The organism is Huaxiibacter chinensis (genome assembly GCF_022171985.1).
In the GTDB taxonomy this organism is placed as follows: domain Bacteria; phylum Pseudomonadota; class Gammaproteobacteria; order Enterobacterales; family Enterobacteriaceae; genus Enterobacter; species Enterobacter chinensis_A.
In genome coordinates this window covers 83,673-103,430 of the sequence record NZ_JAJVHF010000002.1, presented here as the reverse complement: position 1 = coordinate 103,430, position 19,758 = coordinate 83,673, and the positions used below count along the sequence as shown (strand labels likewise).

22 protein-coding genes are annotated in these 19,758 nt (G+C 56.2%); 19 read left to right on the top strand and 3 right to left on the bottom strand.

Features of this window, described 5'->3' with window-relative positions; genetic code table 11:
* Positions 1–22 precede the first annotated feature (22 nt).
* The 13 genes from phnD to phnP all read left to right on the top strand — a co-directional run bounded on the left by phnD (position 23) and on the right by phnP (position 9,937).
* Positions 23–1,039 carry a phosphonate ABC transporter substrate-binding protein gene (gene phnD, locus LZP96_RS06305; RefSeq protein WP_258925745.1) on the top strand — a complete coding sequence of 339 codons (1,017 nt, stop codon included), beginning with the start codon at positions 23–25 and terminating at the stop codon, positions 1,037–1,039.
* A 118-nt stretch (positions 1,040–1,157) separates the two neighbouring features.
* Entirely contained in the window at positions 1,158–1,937 is a 780-nt protein-coding gene (phnE, locus tag LZP96_RS06300; protein WP_064324495.1) for a phosphonate ABC transporter, permease protein PhnE, read from the top strand.
* 20 nt (positions 1,938–1,957) lie between these two features.
* Positions 1,958–2,683 carry a phosphonate metabolism transcriptional regulator PhnF gene (gene phnF / locus LZP96_RS06295; RefSeq protein ID WP_064324494.1) on the top strand — a complete coding sequence of 242 codons (726 nt, stop codon included), beginning with the start codon at positions 1,958–1,960 and terminating at the stop codon, positions 2,681–2,683.
* Positions 2,684–3,136, top strand: a complete 453-nt coding sequence (gene phnG, locus LZP96_RS06290; RefSeq protein ID WP_064324493.1) for a phosphonate C-P lyase system protein PhnG — start codon at positions 2,684–2,686, stop codon at positions 3,134–3,136. It begins immediately after the preceding gene.
* Positions 3,133–3,717 carry a phosphonate C-P lyase system protein PhnH gene (phnH, locus tag LZP96_RS06285; protein ID WP_258925744.1) on the top strand — a complete coding sequence of 195 codons (585 nt, stop codon included), beginning with the start codon at positions 3,133–3,135 and terminating at the stop codon, positions 3,715–3,717. Before phnG ends, phnH begins: the two co-directional genes overlap by 4 nt.
* Positions 3,717–4,781, top strand: a complete 1,065-nt coding sequence (locus LZP96_RS06280) for a carbon-phosphorus lyase complex subunit (protein WP_258925742.1) — start codon at positions 3,717–3,719, stop codon at positions 4,779–4,781. The genes phnH and LZP96_RS06280 overlap by 1 nt, the downstream gene beginning before the upstream one ends.
* Positions 4,774–5,619, top strand: coding sequence for an alpha-D-ribose 1-methylphosphonate 5-phosphate C-P-lyase PhnJ (phnJ, locus tag LZP96_RS06275; protein WP_064324490.1), 846 nt, complete (start codon positions 4,774–4,776; stop codon positions 5,617–5,619). The genes LZP96_RS06280 and phnJ overlap by 8 nt, the downstream gene beginning before the upstream one ends.
* Entirely contained in the window at positions 5,616–6,371 is a 756-nt protein-coding gene (phnK, locus tag LZP96_RS06270; protein WP_064324489.1) for a phosphonate C-P lyase system protein PhnK, read from the top strand. The genes phnJ and phnK overlap by 4 nt, the downstream gene beginning before the upstream one ends.
* A gap of 9 nt (positions 6,372–6,380) precedes the next feature.
* Positions 6,381–7,061 (top strand): phosphonate C-P lyase system protein PhnL, encoded by a 681-nt coding sequence (gene phnL / locus LZP96_RS06265; protein WP_064324488.1) that lies wholly within the window; start codon positions 6,381–6,383, stop codon positions 7,059–7,061.
* Positions 7,058–8,194 (top strand): alpha-D-ribose 1-methylphosphonate 5-triphosphate diphosphatase, encoded by a 1,137-nt coding sequence (phnM, locus tag LZP96_RS06260; protein ID WP_064324487.1) that lies wholly within the window; start codon positions 7,058–7,060, stop codon positions 8,192–8,194. The genes phnL and phnM overlap by 4 nt, the downstream gene beginning before the upstream one ends.
* Positions 8,191–8,742: a ribose 1,5-bisphosphokinase gene (gene phnN, locus LZP96_RS06255; RefSeq protein ID WP_087892543.1), complete on the top strand. Its 552-nt coding sequence runs from the start codon at positions 8,191–8,193 to the stop codon at positions 8,740–8,742. The genes phnM and phnN overlap by 4 nt, the downstream gene beginning before the upstream one ends.
* A complete protein-coding gene (gene phnO / locus LZP96_RS06250; protein ID WP_064324485.1) occupies positions 8,735–9,169 on the top strand; it encodes an aminoalkylphosphonate N-acetyltransferase in 435 nt (144 codons plus the stop codon). The genes phnN and phnO overlap by 8 nt, the downstream gene beginning before the upstream one ends.
* 9 nt (positions 9,170–9,178) lie before the next feature.
* A complete protein-coding gene (gene phnP / locus LZP96_RS06245) occupies positions 9,179–9,937 on the top strand; it encodes a phosphonate metabolism protein PhnP (RefSeq protein ID WP_064324484.1) in 759 nt (252 codons plus the stop codon).
* Between the two features lie 260 nt (positions 9,938–10,197).
* On the opposite strand, the gene yjdP is transcribed toward phnP, so the two are convergent.
* Positions 10,198–10,521, bottom strand: coding sequence for a DDRRRQL repeat protein YjdP (gene yjdP / locus LZP96_RS06240; RefSeq protein WP_064324483.1), 324 nt, complete (start codon positions 10,519–10,521; stop codon positions 10,198–10,200).
* 69 nt (positions 10,522–10,590) lie between these two features.
* Entirely contained in the window at positions 10,591–11,040 is a 450-nt protein-coding gene (gene rpiB / locus LZP96_RS06235) for a bifunctional allose-6-phosphate isomerase/ribose-5-phosphate isomerase RpiB (RefSeq protein WP_064324482.1), read from the bottom strand.
* A gap of 351 nt (positions 11,041–11,391) precedes the next feature.
* Here rpiB and LZP96_RS06230 point away from each other — a divergent pair, with 351 nt between their 5' ends.
* The 6 genes from LZP96_RS06230 (at position 11,392) to alsK (ending at position 17,484) form a co-directional block, all read left to right on the top strand.
* A complete protein-coding gene (locus LZP96_RS06230; protein WP_064324481.1) occupies positions 11,392–12,282 on the top strand; it encodes a MurR/RpiR family transcriptional regulator in 891 nt (296 codons plus the stop codon).
* A gap of 65 nt (positions 12,283–12,347) precedes the next feature.
* A complete protein-coding gene (gene alsB / locus LZP96_RS06225) occupies positions 12,348–13,283 on the top strand; it encodes a D-allose transporter substrate-binding protein (RefSeq protein WP_064324480.1) in 936 nt (311 codons plus the stop codon).
* A gap of 75 nt (positions 13,284–13,358) precedes the next feature.
* Complete coding sequence (gene alsA / locus LZP96_RS06220) at positions 13,359–14,891, top strand: D-allose ABC transporter ATP-binding protein AlsA (RefSeq protein WP_064324479.1); 1,533 nt, start codon at positions 13,359–13,361, stop codon at positions 14,889–14,891.
* On the top strand, positions 14,870–15,850 hold the full coding sequence (gene alsC, locus LZP96_RS06215) for a D-allose ABC transporter permease (RefSeq protein ID WP_258925741.1): 981 nt from the start codon (positions 14,870–14,872) through the stop codon (positions 15,848–15,850). Before alsA ends, alsC begins: the two co-directional genes overlap by 22 nt.
* 10 nt (positions 15,851–15,860) lie before the next feature.
* A complete protein-coding gene (gene alsE / locus LZP96_RS06210) occupies positions 15,861–16,556 on the top strand; it encodes a D-allulose 6-phosphate 3-epimerase (protein WP_064324477.1) in 696 nt (231 codons plus the stop codon).
* Entirely contained in the window at positions 16,540–17,484 is a 945-nt protein-coding gene (alsK, locus tag LZP96_RS06205; RefSeq protein ID WP_064324476.1) for an allose kinase, read from the top strand. Before alsE ends, alsK begins: the two co-directional genes overlap by 17 nt.
* Here alsK and LZP96_RS06200 read toward each other — a convergent pair.
* Positions 17,438–19,717, bottom strand: coding sequence for an ATP-binding protein (locus tag LZP96_RS06200; RefSeq protein WP_064324475.1), 2,280 nt, complete (start codon positions 19,715–19,717; stop codon positions 17,438–17,440). The two genes, alsK and LZP96_RS06200, sit on opposite strands and share 47 nt — an antisense overlap.
* Between the last annotated feature and the right edge of the window lie 41 nt (positions 19,718–19,758).

Here is a 19,758-nt window from a genome sequence, read left to right as displayed (position 1 = left end):
GACCCGATAACGAGGAATCTTGATGAGCTATAAGACGGTTGCCGCGCTGGCCTTTACCAGCCTGTTTAGCATCAGCACCCTGTTAAGCCCTGCCGTTGCGCAGGAGCAGGAAAAAGCGCTGAACTTTGGCATTATTTCGACGGAATCACAGCAGAATTTAAAACCCCAGTGGGAACCCTTCCTGAAAGATATGGAAACGAAGCTGGGCGTCAAGGTCAACGCCTTCTTCGCCCCGGACTACGCGGGCATCATTCAGGGGATGCGCTTTAACAAAGTCGATATCGCCTGGTACGGCAACCTTTCCGCGATGGAAGCGGTGGATCGCGCCAACGGTCAGGTCTTTGCACAGACCGTGGCGGCTGACGGTTCGCCAGGCTACTGGAGCGTGCTGATCGTCAACAAAGACAGCCCCATCAATAACCTCAATGACATGCTCGCCAAACGCAAAGACCTGACGTTCGGTAACGGCGATCCGAACTCGACGTCGGGCTACCTGGTGCCGGGCTATTACGTCTTTGCCAAAAATAACGTCACCCCCAGCGAATTCAAACGCACCGTGAATGCGGGCCATGAAACCAACGCCCTGGCCGTGGCCAACAAGCAGATCGACGTGGCGACCAATAACACCGAAAACCTCGACAAGCTGAAGACCTCCGCGCCGGACAAACTGAAAGAGCTGAAGGTGATCTGGAAATCTCCTCTGATTCCTGGCGACCCTATCGTATGGCGTAAAAACCTCTCAGAAAGCACCAAGGACAAGGTGTACGACTTCTTTATGCAATACGGCAAAACGCCTGAAGAGAAAGCCGTGCTGGAGCGTCTGGGCTGGGCGCCGTTCCGTGCTTCCAGCGATCTGCAGCTGGTGCCGATTCGCCAGCTGGCGCTGTTCAAGCAGATGCAGGGCGTGAAGGATAACAAGGGCATGAAAGCGGAAGAGAAGACCACTAAAGCGTCAGAGATTCAGGCACAGCTTGACGATCTCGACCGCCTGACGGCCGCCCTCAGCGCCATGTCCAGCGTGAATAAAGCGGTGCAGTAAATCTTTTCCTCCCTCTCCCTGTGGGTGAGGGCCGGGGTGAGGGCATCAGCGCGCACATTTCCCCCTCACCCTAACCCTCTCCCTCAAGGGAGAGGGGACTAAACCCAAAGGAGTCACCATGCAAACCATCACACTCCCACCGCCTAAGCGCAGCTGGTTCTCGCTCATCAGCTGGGCCATTTTGCTGGCGGTGCTGGTTATCTCCTGGAAAGGGGCGGAAATGGACCCGCTCATGCTGGTGAAAGATGCCGGCAATATGGCCACGTTTGCCGCTGATTTCTTCCCGCCGGATTTTAGCCAGTGGCAGGACTATCTCAGTGAGATGGCGGTGACCATGCAAATCGCCGTCTGGGGCACCGCTCTGGCCGTCATTCTCTCCATCCCGTTTGGCCTGATGAGCGCGGAAAACATTGTACCCTGGTGGGTTTACCAGCCGGTTCGTCGTCTGATGGATGCCTGCCGCGCCATCAACGAGATGGTGTTCGCGATGCTCTTCGTGGTCGCCGTCGGGCTTGGGCCTTTTGCCGGCGTGATGGCGCTGTTCATTCACACCACCGGCGTGCTCTCTAAACTGCTCTCCGAAGCGGTCGAAGCGATCGAACCCGGCCCGGTAGAAGGGATCCGCGCAACCGGGGCGAACAAAATCGAAGAAATTCTCTACGGCGTACTGCCGCAGGTGATGCCGCTGCTGATCTCCTACTCCCTCTACCGCTTTGAATCTAACGTCCGCTCAGCGACGGTAGTCGGCATGGTCGGCGCGGGAGGCATCGGCGTCACCCTGTGGGAAGCGATTCGCGGATTCCAGTTCCAGCAAACCTGCGCCCTGATGGTGTTAATCATCATCACCGTTAGCCTGCTGGATTTTCTCTCTCAACGTTTGCGTAAGCATTTCATCTGAGAAGCGAGGCATTGATTTCTATGCACTTATCCAGACATCCGACCAGTTACCCTACCCGCTGGCAAGAGATCGCCGCAAAACTCGAAGTCGAGCTGCGCGCCCACTACCGTTGCGGAGACTATCTGCCCGCCGAGCAACAGCTTGCCGATCGTTACGAAGTCAACCGTCATACCCTGCGCCGCGCCATCGACCAGCTGGTTGAACGCGGCTGGGTTCAGCGCCGTCAGGGCGTGGGCGTGCTGGTGCTGATGCGCCCGTTTGATTATCCGCTCAACGCCCAGGCACGGTTCAGCCAGAACCTGCTCGATCAGGGCAGCCATCCCACCAGCGAAAAATTATTGTCCGTATTGCGACCCGCTTCCGGCCACATCGCCGACGCGCTGGGCATTACGGAGGGCGATAACGTGGTGCATCTACGCACCTTACGCCGGGTGAATGGCGTGGCGGTCTGTCAGATAGACCACTACTTTGCCGATCTGACCCTCTGGCCGGTACTGCAACATTTCTCCAGCGGTTCGCTGCATGACTTTCTGTTTGATGCCACCGGCATCGCACTGAAACGCACCCAGACGCGCATCAGCGCCCGCCGCGCCCAGGCCAAAGAGAGCAAGGTGCTGGAGATCCCGAATATGGCGCCCCTGCTCTGCGTGCGCACCCTCAACCACCGTGACGACGAGGTGAACGCAACGGAGTACTCCGTCAGCCTGACCCGCGCCGACATGATCGAATTCACTATGGAGCATTGAATGCACTTCGACACCTCCACCCGCCAGCGCTGGATGGCCGTGCTTGCCCATAGCCAGCCTGCCGCACTGCAGAGCCACATGCAGTCCCTGAGCCTGACGCCTGAGTACGAATGTATCCGCGCGCCGGAAACGGGCCTGGTGCAGATACAGGCCAGGATGGGCGGCACCGGGCAACGCTTCTTCGCCGGGGACGCCACCCTGACCCGCGCAGTGGTCCGCCTGACCAGCGGCACGCTGGGATACAGCTATGTCCTTGGGCGCGATAAACCGCACGCAGAACGCTGTGCTGTGATCGATGCCCTGCTGCAAGAACACCCCTGGTTTCAGACCTTAATGGAAACCGTTATTGCCCCGCTGGATGCCGATCGCGATGCACGCCTCGCTGCTCGTCAGGCTGAAGTAAACACCAGCCGGGTTGACTTCTTTACGCTCGTTCGCGGAGACAATGCATGACGCTTAAACCCGCTTTTACCCTGGCCGTTCAGGATGCCCAACAGAGTTTTCGTCGCCTGTTGAAAGCGATGAGCGAACCGGGTGTGATCGTTTCGTTGCATCAGCTCAGCCACGGCTGGCAGCCTTTAAACCTCGCCACCACCAGCGTTCTGCTGACGCTGGCGGATAACGATACGCCGGTCTGGCTCTCCGCCCCGCTGGCCAACGATATCGCCTGCCAGAACCTCCGTTTTCACACCAGCGCACCGAGGGTCGATCAGCCCCAGCTCGCCCTGTTCGCTGTCGCCGATGAACACATCAGCCACGAACAGCTGAATGCCCTTTCCGAAGGCAGCGTCGTGGCCCCGGAGACCAGCGCCACGCTGATTTTGCAGGTTGCCAGCCTGAGCGGCGGACGCATGCTGCGCCTGACAGGCGCGGGTATTGCCGAGGAACGCATGGTGGCGCCGCAGCTGCCGGAGTGCATCATTCATGAGCTGACCGAGCGCCCTCACCCGTTCCCGCTGGGGATAGACCTGATCCTCACCTGCGGCGAGCGTCTGCTGGCCATCCCACGGACCACGCATGTCGAGGTGTGCTGATGTACGTTGCCGTCAAAGGGGGTGAAAAGGCGATCGCCGCTGCCCATGCCCTGCAGGAAGCTCGACGTCGTGGCGAGAGCCAGCTTCCCGAACTGAGCGTCGAACAGATAGAGCAACAGCTTAACCTTGCCGTTGACCGCGTCATGACCGAAGGCGGTATCGCTGACCGGGAACTGGCCGCCCTGGCGTTAAAACAGGCCAGCGGCGATAACGTGGAAGCCATTTTCCTGCTTCGCGCCTACCGCACCACGCTGGCAAAACTGGCGGTCAGCGAGCCAGTCAACACCGCCAGGATGTGTTTAGAACGCCGAATCTCCGCGGTCTATAAAGACATTCCCGGCGGTCAGCTGCTTGGCCCCACCTATGACTATACCCACCGTCTGCTGGATTTCACCCTGCTGGCGAACGGCGAAACACCTGTACTGCGCACCACGGAAAGCCCGCAGGAGCCGGCTCCGTACGTCTTCAACCTGCTGGCAGCTCAGGGGCTGGCAAAAGCTGAAGAAGACAACGGCGCGGCGCCCGATGACGTGACCCGCACGCCGCCGGTCTATCCCTGCTCGCGCTCATCGCGACTGCAACAGCTTATGCGGGGCGACGAAGGCTATCTGCTGGCAATGGCTTACTCCACGCAGCGCGGCTATGGGCGCAATCACCCGTTTGCGGCTGAAATCCGCAGCGGCTGGGTAGAGATTGAAATCACGCCCGAAGAGCTGGGATTTGCAGTGAACATCGGCGAACTGCTGCTGACCGAATGCGAAATGGTGAACGGGTTTGTCGCCCCGGAAACCGAGGCCCCGCACTTTACCCGCGGCTACGGGCTGGTGTTTGGCATGAGCGAACGAAAAGCGATGGCGATGGCGCTGGTAGACCGTGCGCTGCAGGCGCCTGATTACGATGAAACGCCCACAGGCCCGGCGCAGGACGAGGAGTTCGTGCTGGCGCATGCGGATAACGTTGAAGCCGCAGGCTTTGTCTCGCACCTGAAGCTGCCTCACTACGTGGATTTCCAGGCCGAACTGGAACTGTTAAAACGCCTGCAACAGGAGCGTAAAAATGGCTAACCTCAGCGGCTATAACTTTGCTTATCTGGATGAGCAAACCAAACGCATGATCCGCCGCGCCATTTTAAAAGCCGTCGCCATCCCGGGCTATCAGGTTCCGTTTGGCGGACGTGAAATGCCCATGCCCTACGGCTGGGGGACGGGCGGCATCCAGCTGACCGCCAGCGTCATCGGCGAGTCGGACGTGCTGAAGGTCATCGACCAGGGCGCCGACGATACGACCAACGCCGTGTCGATTCGCCAGTTCTTTCAGCGCGTGACCGGCGTAAACACCACCGAACGCACGGAGGATGCAACCCTTATCCAGACCCGTCACCGCATCCCTGAAACGCCGCTGACCGAGGATCAGATCCTGATTTTCCAGGTACCTATCCCTGAACCCCTGCGCTTTATTGAGCCCCGGGAAACCGAGACCCGTACCATGCACGCGCTGGAAGAGTATGGCGTGATGCAGGTGAAACTGTACGAAGACATCGCCCGCTTCGGCCATATCGCCACGACGTACGCCTATCCGGTCAGAGTAAACGGACGCTACGTCATGGACCCGTCGCCCATCCCAAAATTCGATAACCCGAAGATGGACAGGATGCCCGCGCTGCAGCTTTTCGGCGCCGGACGTGAAAAACGCATCTACGCCGTACCGCCCTATACCCGCGTGGAGAGTCTCGACTTCGACGACCATCCGTTTACGGTGCAGGCGTGGAACGAACCGTGCGCCATCTGCGGCTCAACGCACAGCTACCTTGATGAAGTGGTGCTGGATGATACGGGCAAACGAATGTTTGTCTGCTCCGACACCGACTATTGCCGCCAACAGAGTGAGGCAAACGATCGATGAAACCGCTGCTTTCGGTCAATCAACTGACCCATTTATATGCCCCCGGCAAAGGTTTCTGCGACGTGTCGTTTGATCTCTGGCCCGGCGAAGTTCTTGGCATTGTCGGCGAATCTGGCTCGGGCAAAACCACGCTGCTGAAATCCATCTCAGCGCGGCTGACGCCACAAAACGGTGAGATTCGCTATAACGATCGCTCGCTGTACGGCATGACCGAGGCCGAGCGCCGCCGGCTGCTGCGCACCGAATGGGGCGTGGTACATCAACATCCGCTGGACGGCCTGCGTCGTCAGGTTTCGGCCGGCGGCAATATTGGCGAGCGGTTAATGGCGACCGGGGCGCGTCATTACGGCACGATCCGCGCCACCGCCCAGCGCTGGCTGGAAGAGGTAGAGATACCGGCTTCGCGCATCGACGACCTGCCCACCACGTTCTCGGGCGGCATGCAGCAGCGTCTGCAAATCGCCCGCAACCTCGTCACCCACCCGAAGCTGGTGTTTATGGATGAACCTACCGGAGGGCTGGACGTCTCGGTGCAGGCGCGCCTGCTCGACCTGCTGCGTGGCCTGGTGGTGGAACTGGATCTGGCCGTGGTCATTGTGACCCATGATTTGGGCGTCGCCCGCCTGCTGGCCGATCGTTTGCTGGTGATGAAGCAGGGTCAGGTGGTGGAAAGTGGTTTAACCGACCGCGTGCTGGACGACCCTCACCACCCCTACACCCAGCTGCTGGTGTCATCGGTATTGCAGAATTAAGAGGCCCCCATGATCCGCGTAGAAAATGTCAGTAAGACCTTCGTGCTCCACCAGCAAAACGGCGTGCGCTTGCCGGTGTTACAGAACGCCTCTCTGGAGGTGAACAGGGGGGAGTGTGTCGTGTTGCACGGCCATTCCGGCAGCGGCAAATCGACGCTGCTGCGCTCCCTGTACGCTAACTATCTGCCGGACGAGGGCCATATCCATCTTCGTCATGGCAATGAATGGGTCGATCTGGTGCAGGCCCCCGCACGTAAAGTGCTTGAAGTCCGTCGCCAGACGCTCGGCTGGGTCAGTCAGTTTTTACGGGTGATCCCGCGAGTCTCGACGCTGGATGTGGTGATGCAGCCGCTGCTGGATCTGGGCGTCCCGCGCGACGCCTGTGCGGCGAAAGCGGCGCACTTACTCACCCGCCTGAACGTGCCGGAACGTCTGTGGCATCTGGCTCCGTCGACCTTTTCCGGCGGTGAGCAACAGCGCGTCAACATCGCCCGGGGCTTTATCGTTGACTACCCCATTTTACTGCTCGATGAACCCACCGCGTCGCTGGACAGTAAAAACAGCGCGGCCGTCGTTGAGCTTATTGAGCAGGCCAAAGCACGCGGCGCGGCGATCGTCGGGATCTTCCATGACGCAACCGTGCGTGAGCGCGTGGCGGATCGTCTTCATGCAATGGGAGTTGCATCATGATCATCAACAACGTGAAGCTGGTACTGGAAAATGAGGTGATCGGGGGATCAATCGAGATCCAGGACGGTGAGATTCGTGCCTGGGCCGAAACCCAGAGCCGATCGCCTCAGGCGATGGACGGCGAAGGCGGCTGGCTGCTGCCCGGGCTTATTGAACTGCATACGGATAACCTGGATAAGTTTTTTACCCCGCGTCCCAGGGTTGACTGGCCTGCGCATTCTGCGATGAGCAGCCACGATGCGCTGATGGTCGCCAGCGGCATTACCACCGTGCTGGATGCCGTGGCGATTGGTGATGTCCGCGACGGCGGCGATCGTCTGGAAAACCTGGAAAAGATGATCAACGCAGTGGAAGAGACGCAGAAACGCGGTCTTAATCGTGCCGAACACCGCCTGCATCTGCGCTGCGAGCTGCCGCATCACACCACCCTGCCGCTGTTTGAAAAGCTGGTGGGACGCGAGCCGGTGTCGCTGGTGTCATTGATGGATCACTCCCCCGGCCAGCGGCAGTTCGCCAATATTGAGAAGTATCGTGAATATTATCAGGGAAAATATTCTCTCAGTCATGAAGAGATGGCCCGCTACGAAGAAGAGCAGCTCGCCCTGGCGGCACAGTGGTCACAGCCCAATCGCCTGTCGATTGCCGCCCTGTGCCGCGAGCGGAATATTGCCCTCGCCAGCCATGACGATGCCACCGACGCACATGTCCTTGAATCCCGTCAGCTTGGCAGCGTGATCGCCGAATTTCCCACCACGTTTGAAGCCGCGAAGGCTTCACGTCGTCACGGAATGAACGTCCTGATGGGTGCGCCAAACATTGTGCGCGGGGGCTCCCACTCCGGCAACGTGGCGGCCAGTTCGCTCGCCTCGCTTGGCCTGCTGGATATTCTCTCGTCGGATTATTACCCGGCAAGCCTGCTGGATGCCGCCTTCCGCGTTGCCGATGACGAGTCTAACGATTTCACGCTATCGCAGGCGATTCGTCTGGTGACAAAAAACCCGGCCGATGCGCTTAATCTGCACGATCGCGGCACGATCGGCGAAGGTAAACGCGCCGATCTGGTCCTCGCACACCGTAAAGGCGAGCACGTCCATATCGACCATGTCTGGCGTCAGGGAAAAAGGGTGTTCTGATGGGAAAACTGATCTGGCTTATGGGGCCTTCTGGCTCGGGTAAAGACAGCCTGCTGTCGGCGCTGCGTCAGCAGGAACATACCACGCTGTTAGTCGCGCACCGCTACATCACCCGCGCCGCCCATGCGGGCTGTGAGAACCATATTGCCCTGAGCGAGCAGGAGTTTTTCACCCGCGCCGGGCAAAATCTGCTGGCACTGAGCTGGCACGCTAACGGTTTTTACTACGGCGTGGGTATTGAGATTGACCTGTGGTTACACGCCGGTTTTGACGTGCTGGTAAATGGCTCGCGCGCGCATCTGCCACAGGCCCGCGCCCGTTATGAAGCCGCCCTGTTGCCGGTCTGCCTGCAGGTTTCACCGGCGGTGCTTCGCCAGCGCCTGCAAAGCCGCGGGCGCGAAAACGCCAAAGAGATCGACCTGCGGCTTGAACGGGCAGCGCGCTATACCCCATCGAACTGCCATCTCCTCAATAACGACGGAAGTTTGCTACAGTCAGTCGATAACTTTTTATCGCTTATCCGTCAGAAGGAGAAACAGCATGCCTGATTGCCAGCTTCGTCCCGCCACCGCTGAAGATGCCACGATCGTTTACGCGCTGATTTGCGAGCTTAAACAGAGTGAACTGGATCATCAGGCCTTTCACGCGGGCTATCTTGCCAATCTTGAGGATCACAATATGCGTTATCAGCTTGCCGAAGTGGACGGGCAAGCGATCGGCCTGATCGGCCTGCATATGCAGTTTCACCTGCACCATGCCCGGTGGATCGGCGAGATCCAGGAGCTGGTGGTGATGCCGCAGGTGCGGGGCTTAAAGGTGGGAAGTCAGCTGCTGGCCTGGGCGGAAAACGTGGCGCGCGAGGCCGGAGCAGAAATGACCGAGCTTTCCACCAGTGTAAAACGCGTGGATGCCCACCGTTTTTATGTTCGTGAAGGATATACGCAAAGCCATTACCGGTTCACTAAACCACTGTAGAGGTGCGTAATGAGTCTGACTATCACGCTAACCGGGACGGGCGGTGCCCAACTGGTGCCAGTGTTTGGCTGCGACTGCGCGGCGTGTCGTCGCGCACGTTTACAGGAACAGTACCGACGTCGGCCCTGTAGCGCGGTGGTGAAATTCAACGATGCGGTAACGCTGCTGGACGCCGGCATCCCAACGCTGATGGACGACTGGCCTGCGGGAAGTTTTCAGCAATTTTTGCTCACCCACTATCACATGGATCATGTGCAGGGGCTTTTCCCGCTCCGCTGGGGCGTGGGCGCGACCATTCCGGTCTACGGGCCACCGGATGACGCGGGCTGCGACGATTTATACAAGCACCCCGGCCTTCTTGATTTCAGCCATACCCTTGCGCCGTTTGTGATGTTTGAACTGCAAGGATTACGCGTGACGCCGCTGCCGCTTCACCATTCCAGGCTCACCTTTGGTTATCTGCTGGAGAGCGCACACAGCCGCGTGGCGTGGTTATCGGATACTGCCGGGCTGCCGGACAAAACGGTGAAATTTCTGCTGAATAACCAGCCGCAAGCGATGGTCATCGATTGCAGCCATGCGCCGCGCGACACCCCACCGGCCAACCATTGCGACCTGAATACCGTGATTGCACTGAACCAGGTGATAGGGTGCCCGCAGGTCATCCTCACCCACATCAGCCATCAATTTGACGTGTGGATGATGAATAATCCGCTGCCGCCGGGCTTCGAAGCCGGCTATGACGGGATGCGACTCATGCTGGATTGAGGTATGCCCTTGATTTTCCCCCTCTCCCGTGGGAGAGGGTCGGGGTGAGGGCACCAGACCGCAGAGGTGATCTTTTATCTTTTCCCCCTCTCCCGTGGGAGAGGTTCGGGGTGAGAGCACCAGACCGCATAGGCCATATTAATCTTTTCCCCCTCTCCCGTGGGAGAGGGCCGCGGTGAGGGCATCAAACCGCAGAGGTCATCTTGATCTTTTCCCCCTCTCCCGTGGGAGAGGGCCGGGGTGAGGGCATCAGACCGCACTCACCTTCTATCGTAATCGTCCTCTAACCGTCTTTCATCATTCTCTAACTGACGCCGATCCTCATCAAGCTGACGCTGACGCTCATCTAACCGCCGACGCCTGTCCTCCAGCTGCCTGCGGCGATCGTCATACTGGCGGCTATCCGACCGACGGTTATCCTCATAGCGATCGTCATCATTGCTGCTGCGGTTGCTGTCGGGGTTATAGGCATCGTTAATCGCCCGCTGAATGTTGCCGATGGCATCATCCACAATGTCGGCATGCGCCAGCGGACAGGTTAACGTTAAAAGGGTATAGAGCAGAGCAGTAGAGTAGCGTTTCATAAGGCCAGTCTCACAGGGGTACTGGCTTTACGGTAAAGATCGACGCAAAAGAGAGGTAGCGGAGGAATCTCATTTCTGTGCTTGTTCAATCGCCTCTATCGCTTCCACTCTTAACTGATGTCTCCCACCCTCAAAGTCCGCATTAAGCCAGGCATCGACAATCATTTTTGCCAGCTCAAGGCCTACAACTCGTGAGCCAAATGCCAGGATATTGGTGTTGTTATGCTGCCTTGAAAGTTGCGCTGAATAAGGCTCACTACATACCACCGCACGAATGCCGGGGTATTTGTTGGCCGTAATAGAGATCCCAACGCCGGTACCGCAGATCAGAATGCCGCCGTCAACCTCTCCGTCGAGAAGGGACGCCGCAACAGCGCTGGCATAATGCGGATAATCGGTGCGTTCCGGCGACCAGGTGCCTTTGTCCACCACCTCTAGGCCACGCCCACGCAGATGGGCCAGAATGTCGTCTTTCAGTATAAAACCTACGTGATCGCAGCCAAACGCTATCCGTTTCATAATTTGCCTCTCAGTGGGTTAACTTTACGAACTCGATGAGTTTTGTGATTTAAGACCGGTTAGCTGTGCAATAAAACCACAAAACCATCGAGTTCTGCGCGTGTTCTACACCTCAGAGGATCGCATTTCAACCCTGACACAGTGGTGAAGTTTGACTCTCTGCCTCGGCCCACTAAACAGAAAACAAATTAACCAATTGATTTATAATGGATATATAAATACAACTCACCTTAAAACTTCACAACCAATAAAACTTTATGAATTTATAAATATTGTGAAGTTGACAGCATATTTCCCAGGACGGTTGTGGTGATATAGTGATGTCTTCATTTTTAAGGACAAAAGAGCGCGATGAGTCAGTCAGAATTTGAAAAAGAGCTGCCGAATGGCATCGGTCTGGCACCTTTCCTGCGCATGAAACAGGAAGGGATGACCGACAACGAGAGCCGTATTGTCGACTGGCTGCTTCAGCCAGGTAACCTGAGCGGAATATCGGCAATTAAAGACGTTGCCGAAACGCTGATGGTTTCGGAAGCGATGATCGTCAAAGTGGCCAAGCTGCTCGGCTTTAGCGGTTTTCGTAATCTGCGCGCTGCGCTTGTGGACTACTTCTCGCAATCCGAGCAGGTGCTCCCTACTGAGCTTGCCTTTGATGAAGCGCCACAGGATGTGGTGAATAAAGTGTTCAACATTACCCTTCGCACTATTATGGAAGGCCAGTCGATTGTTAATGTGGATGAAATTCACCGCGCAGCGCGTTTCTTTGCTCAGGCTAACCAGCGCGATCTTTACGGCGTCGGCGGCTCGAACGCCATTTGCGCCGACATCCAGCACAAGTTTTTACGTATCGGCGTGCGTTGCCAGTCCTATCAGGACGCCCATATCATGATGATGTCAGCATCGCTGCTGAAAGAGGGGGATGTCGTGTTAGTGGTAACCCACTCCGGACGCACCAGCGATGTGAAAGCCGCAGTAGAGCTCGCAAAAAAGAACGGCGCGAAAATTATCTGCATCACCCATAGCTATCATTCGCCCATTGCCAAACTCGCTGATTATATTATTTGTTCGCCAGCACCAGAGACCCCTTTATTAGGGCGTAACGCCTCCGCGCGTATATTACAACTCACACTATTAGATGCTTTATTTGTTTCCGTTGCACAACAGAATATTGAACAGGCCACACTCAACATGCAAAAAACCGGCGCTATTGTGGATTTTTTCTCCCCTGGCGCTCTGAAGTAAATATAAAAGGTTGATCCCGCACATGCGGGATCAACATAAATATACCCTACATTGAGAACACTGCTATGAATAAATATCTGAAATATTTCAGCGGCGCCGCTATGGGCTTAATGTTATCCACCAGCGCGTTTGCTGCCGCAGAATATGCGGTCGTGTTAAAAACGCTGAATAATCCATTCTGGGTGGATATGAAGAAAGGGATCGAAGATGAAGCAAAAACTCTGGGGGTAAGTGTTGATATTTTCGCTTCGCCGACAGAGGGTGATTTTCAGTCGCAGCTACAGCTTTTTGAAGACTTAAGTAATAAGAAATACAAAGGCATTGCCTTTGCCCCACTCTCCTCGGTTAACCTGGTGATGCCCGTCTCACGCGCCTGGCAAAAAGGCATTTATCTGGTCAACCTCGATGAAAAAATCGATATGGATAACCTGAAAAAAGCCGGTGGTAACGTAGAAGGTTTTGTCACGACGGATAACGTGGCCGTCGGGGCAAAAGGTGCAGGCTTTATCATTGATAAACTCGGTGTGCAGGGCGGTGAAGTCGCCATTATTGAAGGGAAAGCCGGTAACGCATCGGGGGAGGCTCGCCGCAATGGCGCCACAGAAACCTTCAAAAAAGCCAGCCAAATCAAACTGGTTGCCAGCCAGCCTGCGGACTGGGATCGTATTAAAGCCCTGGACGTTGCCACTAACGTTTTGCAACGCAACCCGAATTTGAAAGCCTTCTACTGCGCAAACGACACCATGGCAATGGGCGTGGCGCAGGCGGTGGCAAACGCCGGTAAAACGGGAAAAGTACTGGTCGTTGGCACGGATGGCATTCCTGAAGCACGTAAGATGGTCGACGCCGGGCAAATGACCGCCACCGTCGTACAAAACCCAGCGGATATCGGTGCCACGGGCCTGAAGCTCATGGTGGATGCGGCGAAAACCGGTAAAGTGATCCCGCTGGACAAAACGCCAGAATTTAAACTGGTAGATTCGGTGCTCGTGACGAAATAAACGAAATGCGGTGCGGTCAGATGCCCTCACCGCAGCCCTCTCCCACAGGGAGAGGGGAAAACATAAGGAGTCAACATGGTCACGCCATATATTTCAATGGCGGGGATCGGCAAATCCTTTGGTCCGGTTCACGCATTAACGTCGGTTGATTTAACTATTTATCCCCACGAGATTCATGCGTTATTAGGAGAAAATGGTGCCGGTAAATCAACCTTAATGAAAGTATTGTCGGGAATACATGAACCGACCAAAGGGACTATTACCATCAATGAGGTAAATTACGACAAGCTCGACCATAAAATGGCAGCACAGTTGGGTATTGGCATCATCTACCAGGAACTCAGCGTTATCGATGAATTAACCGTGCTGGAGAATTTATATATTGGTCGTCACCTGACGAAAAAAGTCTGTGGCGTCAATATCATCGACTGGAAAGAGATGCGTATTCGCGGCGCAATGATGCTTTTACGCGTCGGGTTGAAAGTTGATTTAGATGAAAAGGTGGCGAATTTATCCATCAGCCACAAGCAAATGCTGGAAATTGCTAAAACATTAATGCTTAACGCAAAAGCGATCATTATGGATGAGCCCACGTCTTCTTTAACCAATAAAGAGGTGGATTATCTTTTCCTGATCATGAATCAATTGCGTAAAGAGGGCACAGCAATTGTGTATATCTCGCATAAGCTCGCCGAAATTCGCCGCATTTGCGACCGCTTTACCGTGATGAAAGATGGAAGCAGCGTCTGCACGGGCATGGTGAGTGATGTCACAAACGACGATATTGTGCGCCTGATGGTGGGCCGCGAGTTGCAAAACCGCTTTAACGCCATGAAAGAAAGTACCGGTAATCTCGAACGCGATACCGTGTTCGAGGTGAAAAACGTCACCAGCCGGGATAAGAAAAAAGTACGTGATATCTCGTTCAGCGTGAACCGCGGTGAAATCTTTGGCTTCGCAGGACTCGTCGGTTCAGGCCGCACCGAGCTGATGGATTGCCTCTTTGGCGTGGATAAACGTGCTTGCGGGGAAATCCGGCTCAACGGTAAAACCGTCTCCCCACACTCGCCGCTGGATGCGTTGAAAAAGGGGATGGCCTACATCACAGAAAGTCGGCGGGAAAACGGCTTCTTCCCCAACTTCTCTATTGCTCAGAATATGGCGATCAGCCTGAGCCTGAAAAAGGGCGGCTACAAAGGCGCTATGGGCCTGTTTCACGAACATGAAGAGCGCAAAACTGCTGAAACGCAGCGCCAGCTGCTGGCGTTAAAGTGCCATAGCGTGGAGCAAAACATCACTGAGCTCTCCGGCGGAAACCAGCAAAAGGTGCTGATTTCCAAATGGCTGTGCTGCAACCCGGACGTCATCATATTTGATGAACCTACCCGCGGCATCGACGTCGGCGCAAAGGCCGAAATCTATAAGGTGATGCGCCAGTTGGCTGACGAGGGCAAGGTCATCCTGATGGTGTCATCCGAACTTCCTGAAATTATCGCCGTCTGCGACCGCATCGCCGTGTTCTGCGAAGGGCGACTGACGCAAATCCTGACCAATCGCGACGACATGGGCGAAGAGGAGATTATGGCATGGGCATTACCACAAGAGTGAAAGGCGATATGGGCGAAAAAAAACCATTTAATTTCGCGCTGTTCTGGGACAAGTACGGCACCTTTTTCATCCTCGCGATCATCGTTGCCATCTTTGGCACGCTGTCGTCGGAATATTTCCTGACCACCAATAATATCACTCAGATTTTTGTCCAGAGTTCGGTGACGGTGCTGATTGGGATGGGCGAGTTCTTTGCCATTCTGGTGGCAGGTATCGACCTGTCCGTCGGCGCAATTCTGGCGCTGTCCGGCATGGTGACCGCCAAATTAATGCTGGCCGGCGTCGACCCGTTCCTGGCAGCGCTCATCGGCGGCGTGCTGGTTGGCGGTGCGTTAGGGGCGATCAACGGCTGTCTGGTCAACTGGACCGGGCTGCATCCGTTCATTATCACCCTGGGCACAAACGCCATTTTTCGCGGCATGACGCTGGTGATTTCCGATGCTAACTCGGTCTACGGCTTCTCGTTCGACTTTGTAAACTTCTTTGCCGCCAGCGTCTTAGGTGTTCCCGTGCCGGTCATCTTCTCGCTGGTCGTGGCGGTAATTCTCTGGTTCCTCACCACCCGCATGCGGCTGGGACGCAACATTTACGCCCTGGGCGGTAATAAGAACTCGGCGTTCTACTCCGGTATAGACGTGAAGTTTCATATCCTGGTGGTTTTCATCATCTCCGGCGTGTGTGCAGGGCTGGCAGGCGTGGTGTCAACGGCGCGTCTGGGAGCGGCAGAGCCGATGGCTGGGATGGGCTTTGAAACCTACGCGATTGCCAGCGCCATTATCGGCGGAACGAGCTTCTTTGGCGGTAAAGGACGCATCTTCTCCGTCGTGATAGGGGGTCTGATCATCGGCACCATCAATAACGGCCTCAATATTTTACAAGTACAAACCTACTACCAGCTGGTGGTGATGGGCGGGTTGATTATCGCCGCTGTCGCCCTCGATAGATTGATCAGTAAGTAAGGAATCGACGATGAAAATTTCACCCTCCCTGATGTGTATGGATCTACTGAAATTCAAAGAGCAGATCGAATTCATAGACCAGCACGCGGACTACTTCCATATCGACATTATGGACGGTCACTTTGTGCCCAATCTGACGCTGTCACCGTTCTTTGTCAGCCAGGTGAAAAAGCTCGCCACCAAGCCGCTGGACTGCCATCTGATGGTGACGCGCCCTCAGGACTACGTTAATCAGCTGGCGCAGGCCGGAGCGGATTTCATCACCCTGCATCCGGAAACAATTAACGGCCAGGCCTTCCGCCTGATCGACGAAATTCGCCGAAACGGCATGAAAGTCGGTCTGATCCTTAACCCCGAAACGCCCGTTGAAGCGATGAAATATTATATTCACAAGGCGGATAAAATCACGGTCATGACCGTTGATCCTGGTTTTGCCGGGCAGCCGTTTATTCCGGAAATGCTGGAAAAAATTGCCGAGCTAAAAGCCTGGCGTGAACGTGAAGGGCTAAGCTATGAAATTGAGATCGATGGCTCCTGCAACCAGGGCACCTACAAAAAATTGATGGCCGCCGGGGCAGATGTCTTTATTGTCGGGACGTCAGGCCTGTTCAACCACGCAGAGAATATCGATGACGCATGGCAACTGATGGCCGGACAGATTCTGTCGGCAAAGAACGAGGCCCTTCCTCATGCAAAAACAGCCTGATGTCGTCGCCGGCGTAGATATGGGCGCAACCCATATCCGTTTTTGCCTGCTCACAGCCGAGGGCACCGTGCTGCACTGTGAAAAACACCGTACGGCAGACATTATCCGTTCAGGCGTCATGTGCGGCGTCGCAGAAATGATCGTTGCAAGGCTTCGTCACTATCAGGTTCGCTGTCGGGGTCTGGTGATGGGTTTTCCTGCACTGGTCGGCAAAGACAAACGCACGATTATCTCAACGCCAAACCTGCCATTGCAGCCATCAGAGCGACAGGACCTGGCGGGCAAACTGGCGGATGCGTTGGGCTGTCCGGTTGAATTCTACCGTGACGTTAACCTGCAACTCTCTTTTGATGTTATGCAGCACAACCTGCAGCATCAGCAGGTTCTGGCGGCTTATCTCGGGACCGGCATGGGGTTTGCCATCTGGCTAAATGGTGCGCCCTGGACAGGTGCACACGGCGTGGCGGGCGAGCTTGGACATATTCCGCAGGGCGATATGTCACGCCATTGCGGTTGCGGTAATCCTGGATGTCTGGAAACCGTCTGTTCCGGTATTGCTCTGAAACAGTGGTATGAACAGCAGCCCCGAGATTATGCTATTGGAGAGATTTTTATCTCAGCGCGTAATGACCCCTTTGTCATACAGCTCTTAAATCATGCAGCCCGCGCCATTGCCACCAGCGTAAATCTGTTCGATCCGGACGCGGTGATCCTCGGCGGCGGCGTGATGGATATGGACGGTTTTCCGCGCGACGCCCTGATTGCCGGGATTAAACAACATTTGCGCCGTCCGTTACCGTATGAGGCGGTACGATTTATTACTGCATCATCGTCATCATTTAACGGTGCTCACGGGGCGGCAACGCTGGCCTTCAACCAGTTCATGCCATCACCTTTTGCAGCGCCTGCGCCAGCTGTACACGGGTAAAGGGTTTACGCAGTTGCTCAACGTCCGGTAACTGAGAATGCTGAGCGGGCCGCAGGTCCTGACCGCTAATCAGCAGAATCGGCATTGCCGGAAAACGGGCGCGCACTTGCTGAATCACCTCTGCACCGCTGATCGTGCCTGGCAGCATTAAGTCGCTGATAAAAATGCCGATATCCGGCGATGCATCGAGCATCGCCAGCGCCTGCTGACCGGATTCGGCTTCCAGCGTCAGATAGCCCAGCTCGTGAAGCTGTTCACACAGCGTCTGCCGTACGTCGGTTTCATCTTCCAGAACCAGCACCACACTGTCACTGTGCTGCGTTTGGGCTGTCGTCCGCGTTTCATCCGGTGATATCGCGGGTTGCGTGGAACGCGGCAGCTGCAGACGAACGGTCGTCCCCTGCCCCGGTGCGCTTTCTATTTCAACCCGTCCACCGGACTGGCGAACAAAACCATACACCATCGATAACCCCAGCCCGCTGCCGCTGCCGGTCTGTTTAGTGGTAAAGAACGGTTCGAAGACCTGGGACTTCACCTCCTGAGACATCCCGCAGCCGCGATCGATAACGTCCAGCGCGACCATATCCTGTTTGCGCCCGTCGCTGCGGGTAACCCGCTGATTCCACGTCCGGATACGGATCGCACCGCGTTGCCCTTCCATCGCATCGCGGGCATTCATCACCAGATTAATAATCGCATTTTCCAGCTGGCTGACGTCTATCCAGGCCGGCCATGCAGGATGCTGCGCTTCAAGCTCCAGGGTCAGCGTCGCGGGCAACGAGTGACGCATCAGTTCTTCCAGATTCTCGAGCAGGGGTTTCATCTCTACCGCGTGGGGATGAAGTGACTGTTTGCGTGAAAACGCCAGCAGGCGCTGGGTCAGCAACGCGCCCCGCTCGGCGGCTTTACGTGCCCGGTCAATACGCGGCGCATCCGGGGAGTCGGGATGGACCAGCTCCAGGCTGCCGATAATCACCGCCAGCAGATTGTTGAAATCGTGCGCCAGCCCGCCGGTCAGTTGTCCCACGGCCTTCATTTTTTGGCTGTGGAGCAGCGCCTCCTCCAGCTCCTGACGCTCAACCCGGTCAACTTCCATCTGGGTGGTTTTTTGTTTCAATAAACGGGTGGTGTGTTCCAGCGAGGCGGTATTGCGGGCAAAGACGTTAAACGAGCGCGCCAGTTCACCCAGCTCATCGCGGCGCTGCAAGGCCGGCACGGAGACCTCCTGTTCACCCTGCGCCAGACGTGACATCGCCCGGGAGATCGCCGTCAGATTGGAGCCTAAATTGCGATAGATATACCAGCAGGCGCAGCCGGTGATGATCAGCGCCAGCAAAGCGAAGACGCTAATAAAGACGCTGATCGAACGCAGCTCCTGGTGGCTTTGCGCCGTGCGTAACGTGGATGCCTGCGCCACGTGTCCTACGTACTGATTAATATCGCTGTTTAATATCGCGACCAGCGCCTTAATGTGGAACATATACCAGCTAATCGCGAGATCGCTCGCCTCAAGCTGCGTTGAGAGCGGCACCAGCCCGCGTAAGGCCTGATTAAAATCGGGCAGGACGGAATTCACTACAGGCTGGCGTGCCGACGGCGGGAGGGTGGCCATCACCGTATCAAGCTGACGTAAAATGGCGCCAGGGGAAGGCGTATCAATGGCTGCGACGATCAGCCGGTCCATTTCAGCCAGCTGTCGGGCATCCGGTTCGTTGCCGCCAAAGCGGCGATTCATATCCTGCACGTGGCGCAGATAACTTTGCGCCTGATAAAGCCCGCTCAGCAGCGAATTACGTTCCAGGTGACGCTGATGTCCCCGCTCCAGCATACCGTTCACGCTTTGCTGTAATTCATTACTGCGACGAATGATACGCGCGACCAGCGCCGGGTCCTGCAGCGCCAGCGGCGCCTCGGCAAGCTGTTCCAGAGAGTGTCGTAATGCCGTTTGCGTCTGCTTAAGTCTTTCCGCTTCTCCCTTATATTCCAGCGCGCCTACCACCTGCGACAGACGTACGGCCGCCGTAGCCACGTTCGCGGTGTCACGCGCCAGGTTCATGCTGCCCGACATATCGCTGAGCGTCTGCTGCTGAACCTGCTCCTGAATCTGGCTGGCATGGCGAAAACCCAGCACCGCCACGCCGCTGACCATTAACGTCACTGCCACCACCAGCAGATTGAAAATAAGCAGGCGACCACGGGCGCTGGCAAAAAAGGGGATGCGTCGTGAGGGCATGGGCTGGCTCCAGGGTCGTTTGATGCCCTCACTTTTCCCCT

Excerpts from the sequence above, each read along its gene's own strand:
- phnD (WP_258925745.1), top strand. The coding sequence starts at position 23 with ATGAGCTATAAGACGGTTGCCGCGCTGGCCTTTACCAGCCTGTTTAGC.
- phnE (WP_064324495.1), top strand. The coding sequence starts at position 1,158 with ATGCAAACCATCACACTCCCACCGCCTAAGCGCAGCTGGTTCTCGCTC.
- phnF (WP_064324494.1), top strand. The coding sequence starts at position 1,958 with ATGCACTTATCCAGACATCCGACCAGTTACCCTACCCGCTGGCAAGAG.
- phnG (WP_064324493.1), top strand. The coding sequence starts at position 2,684 with ATGCACTTCGACACCTCCACCCGCCAGCGCTGGATGGCCGTGCTTGCC.
- phnH (WP_258925744.1), top strand. The coding sequence starts at position 3,133 with ATGACGCTTAAACCCGCTTTTACCCTGGCCGTTCAGGATGCCCAACAG.
- LZP96_RS06280 (WP_258925742.1), top strand. The coding sequence starts at position 3,717 with ATGTACGTTGCCGTCAAAGGGGGTGAAAAGGCGATCGCCGCTGCCCAT.
- phnJ (WP_064324490.1), top strand. The coding sequence starts at position 4,774 with ATGGCTAACCTCAGCGGCTATAACTTTGCTTATCTGGATGAGCAAACC.
- phnK (WP_064324489.1), top strand. The coding sequence starts at position 5,616 with ATGAAACCGCTGCTTTCGGTCAATCAACTGACCCATTTATATGCCCCC.
- phnL (WP_064324488.1), top strand. The coding sequence starts at position 6,381 with ATGATCCGCGTAGAAAATGTCAGTAAGACCTTCGTGCTCCACCAGCAA.
- phnM (WP_064324487.1), top strand. The coding sequence starts at position 7,058 with ATGATCATCAACAACGTGAAGCTGGTACTGGAAAATGAGGTGATCGGG.
- phnO (WP_064324485.1), top strand. The coding sequence starts at position 8,735 with ATGCCTGATTGCCAGCTTCGTCCCGCCACCGCTGAAGATGCCACGATC.
- phnP (WP_064324484.1), top strand. The coding sequence starts at position 9,179 with ATGAGTCTGACTATCACGCTAACCGGGACGGGCGGTGCCCAACTGGTG.
- yjdP (WP_064324483.1), bottom strand. The coding sequence starts at position 10,521 with ATGAAACGCTACTCTACTGCTCTGCTCTATACCCTTTTAACGTTAACC.
- rpiB (WP_064324482.1), bottom strand. The coding sequence starts at position 11,040 with ATGAAACGGATAGCGTTTGGCTGCGATCACGTAGGTTTTATACTGAAA.
- LZP96_RS06230 (WP_064324481.1), top strand. The coding sequence starts at position 11,392 with ATGAGTCAGTCAGAATTTGAAAAAGAGCTGCCGAATGGCATCGGTCTG.
- alsB (WP_064324480.1), top strand. The coding sequence starts at position 12,348 with ATGAATAAATATCTGAAATATTTCAGCGGCGCCGCTATGGGCTTAATG.
- alsA (WP_064324479.1), top strand. The coding sequence starts at position 13,359 with ATGGTCACGCCATATATTTCAATGGCGGGGATCGGCAAATCCTTTGGT.
- alsC (WP_258925741.1), top strand. The coding sequence starts at position 14,870 with ATGGGCATTACCACAAGAGTGAAAGGCGATATGGGCGAAAAAAAACCA.
- alsE (WP_064324477.1), top strand. The coding sequence starts at position 15,861 with ATGAAAATTTCACCCTCCCTGATGTGTATGGATCTACTGAAATTCAAA.
- alsK (WP_064324476.1), top strand. The coding sequence starts at position 16,540 with ATGCAAAAACAGCCTGATGTCGTCGCCGGCGTAGATATGGGCGCAACC.
- LZP96_RS06200 (WP_064324475.1), bottom strand. The coding sequence starts at position 19,717 with ATGCCCTCACGACGCATCCCCTTTTTTGCCAGCGCCCGTGGTCGCCTG.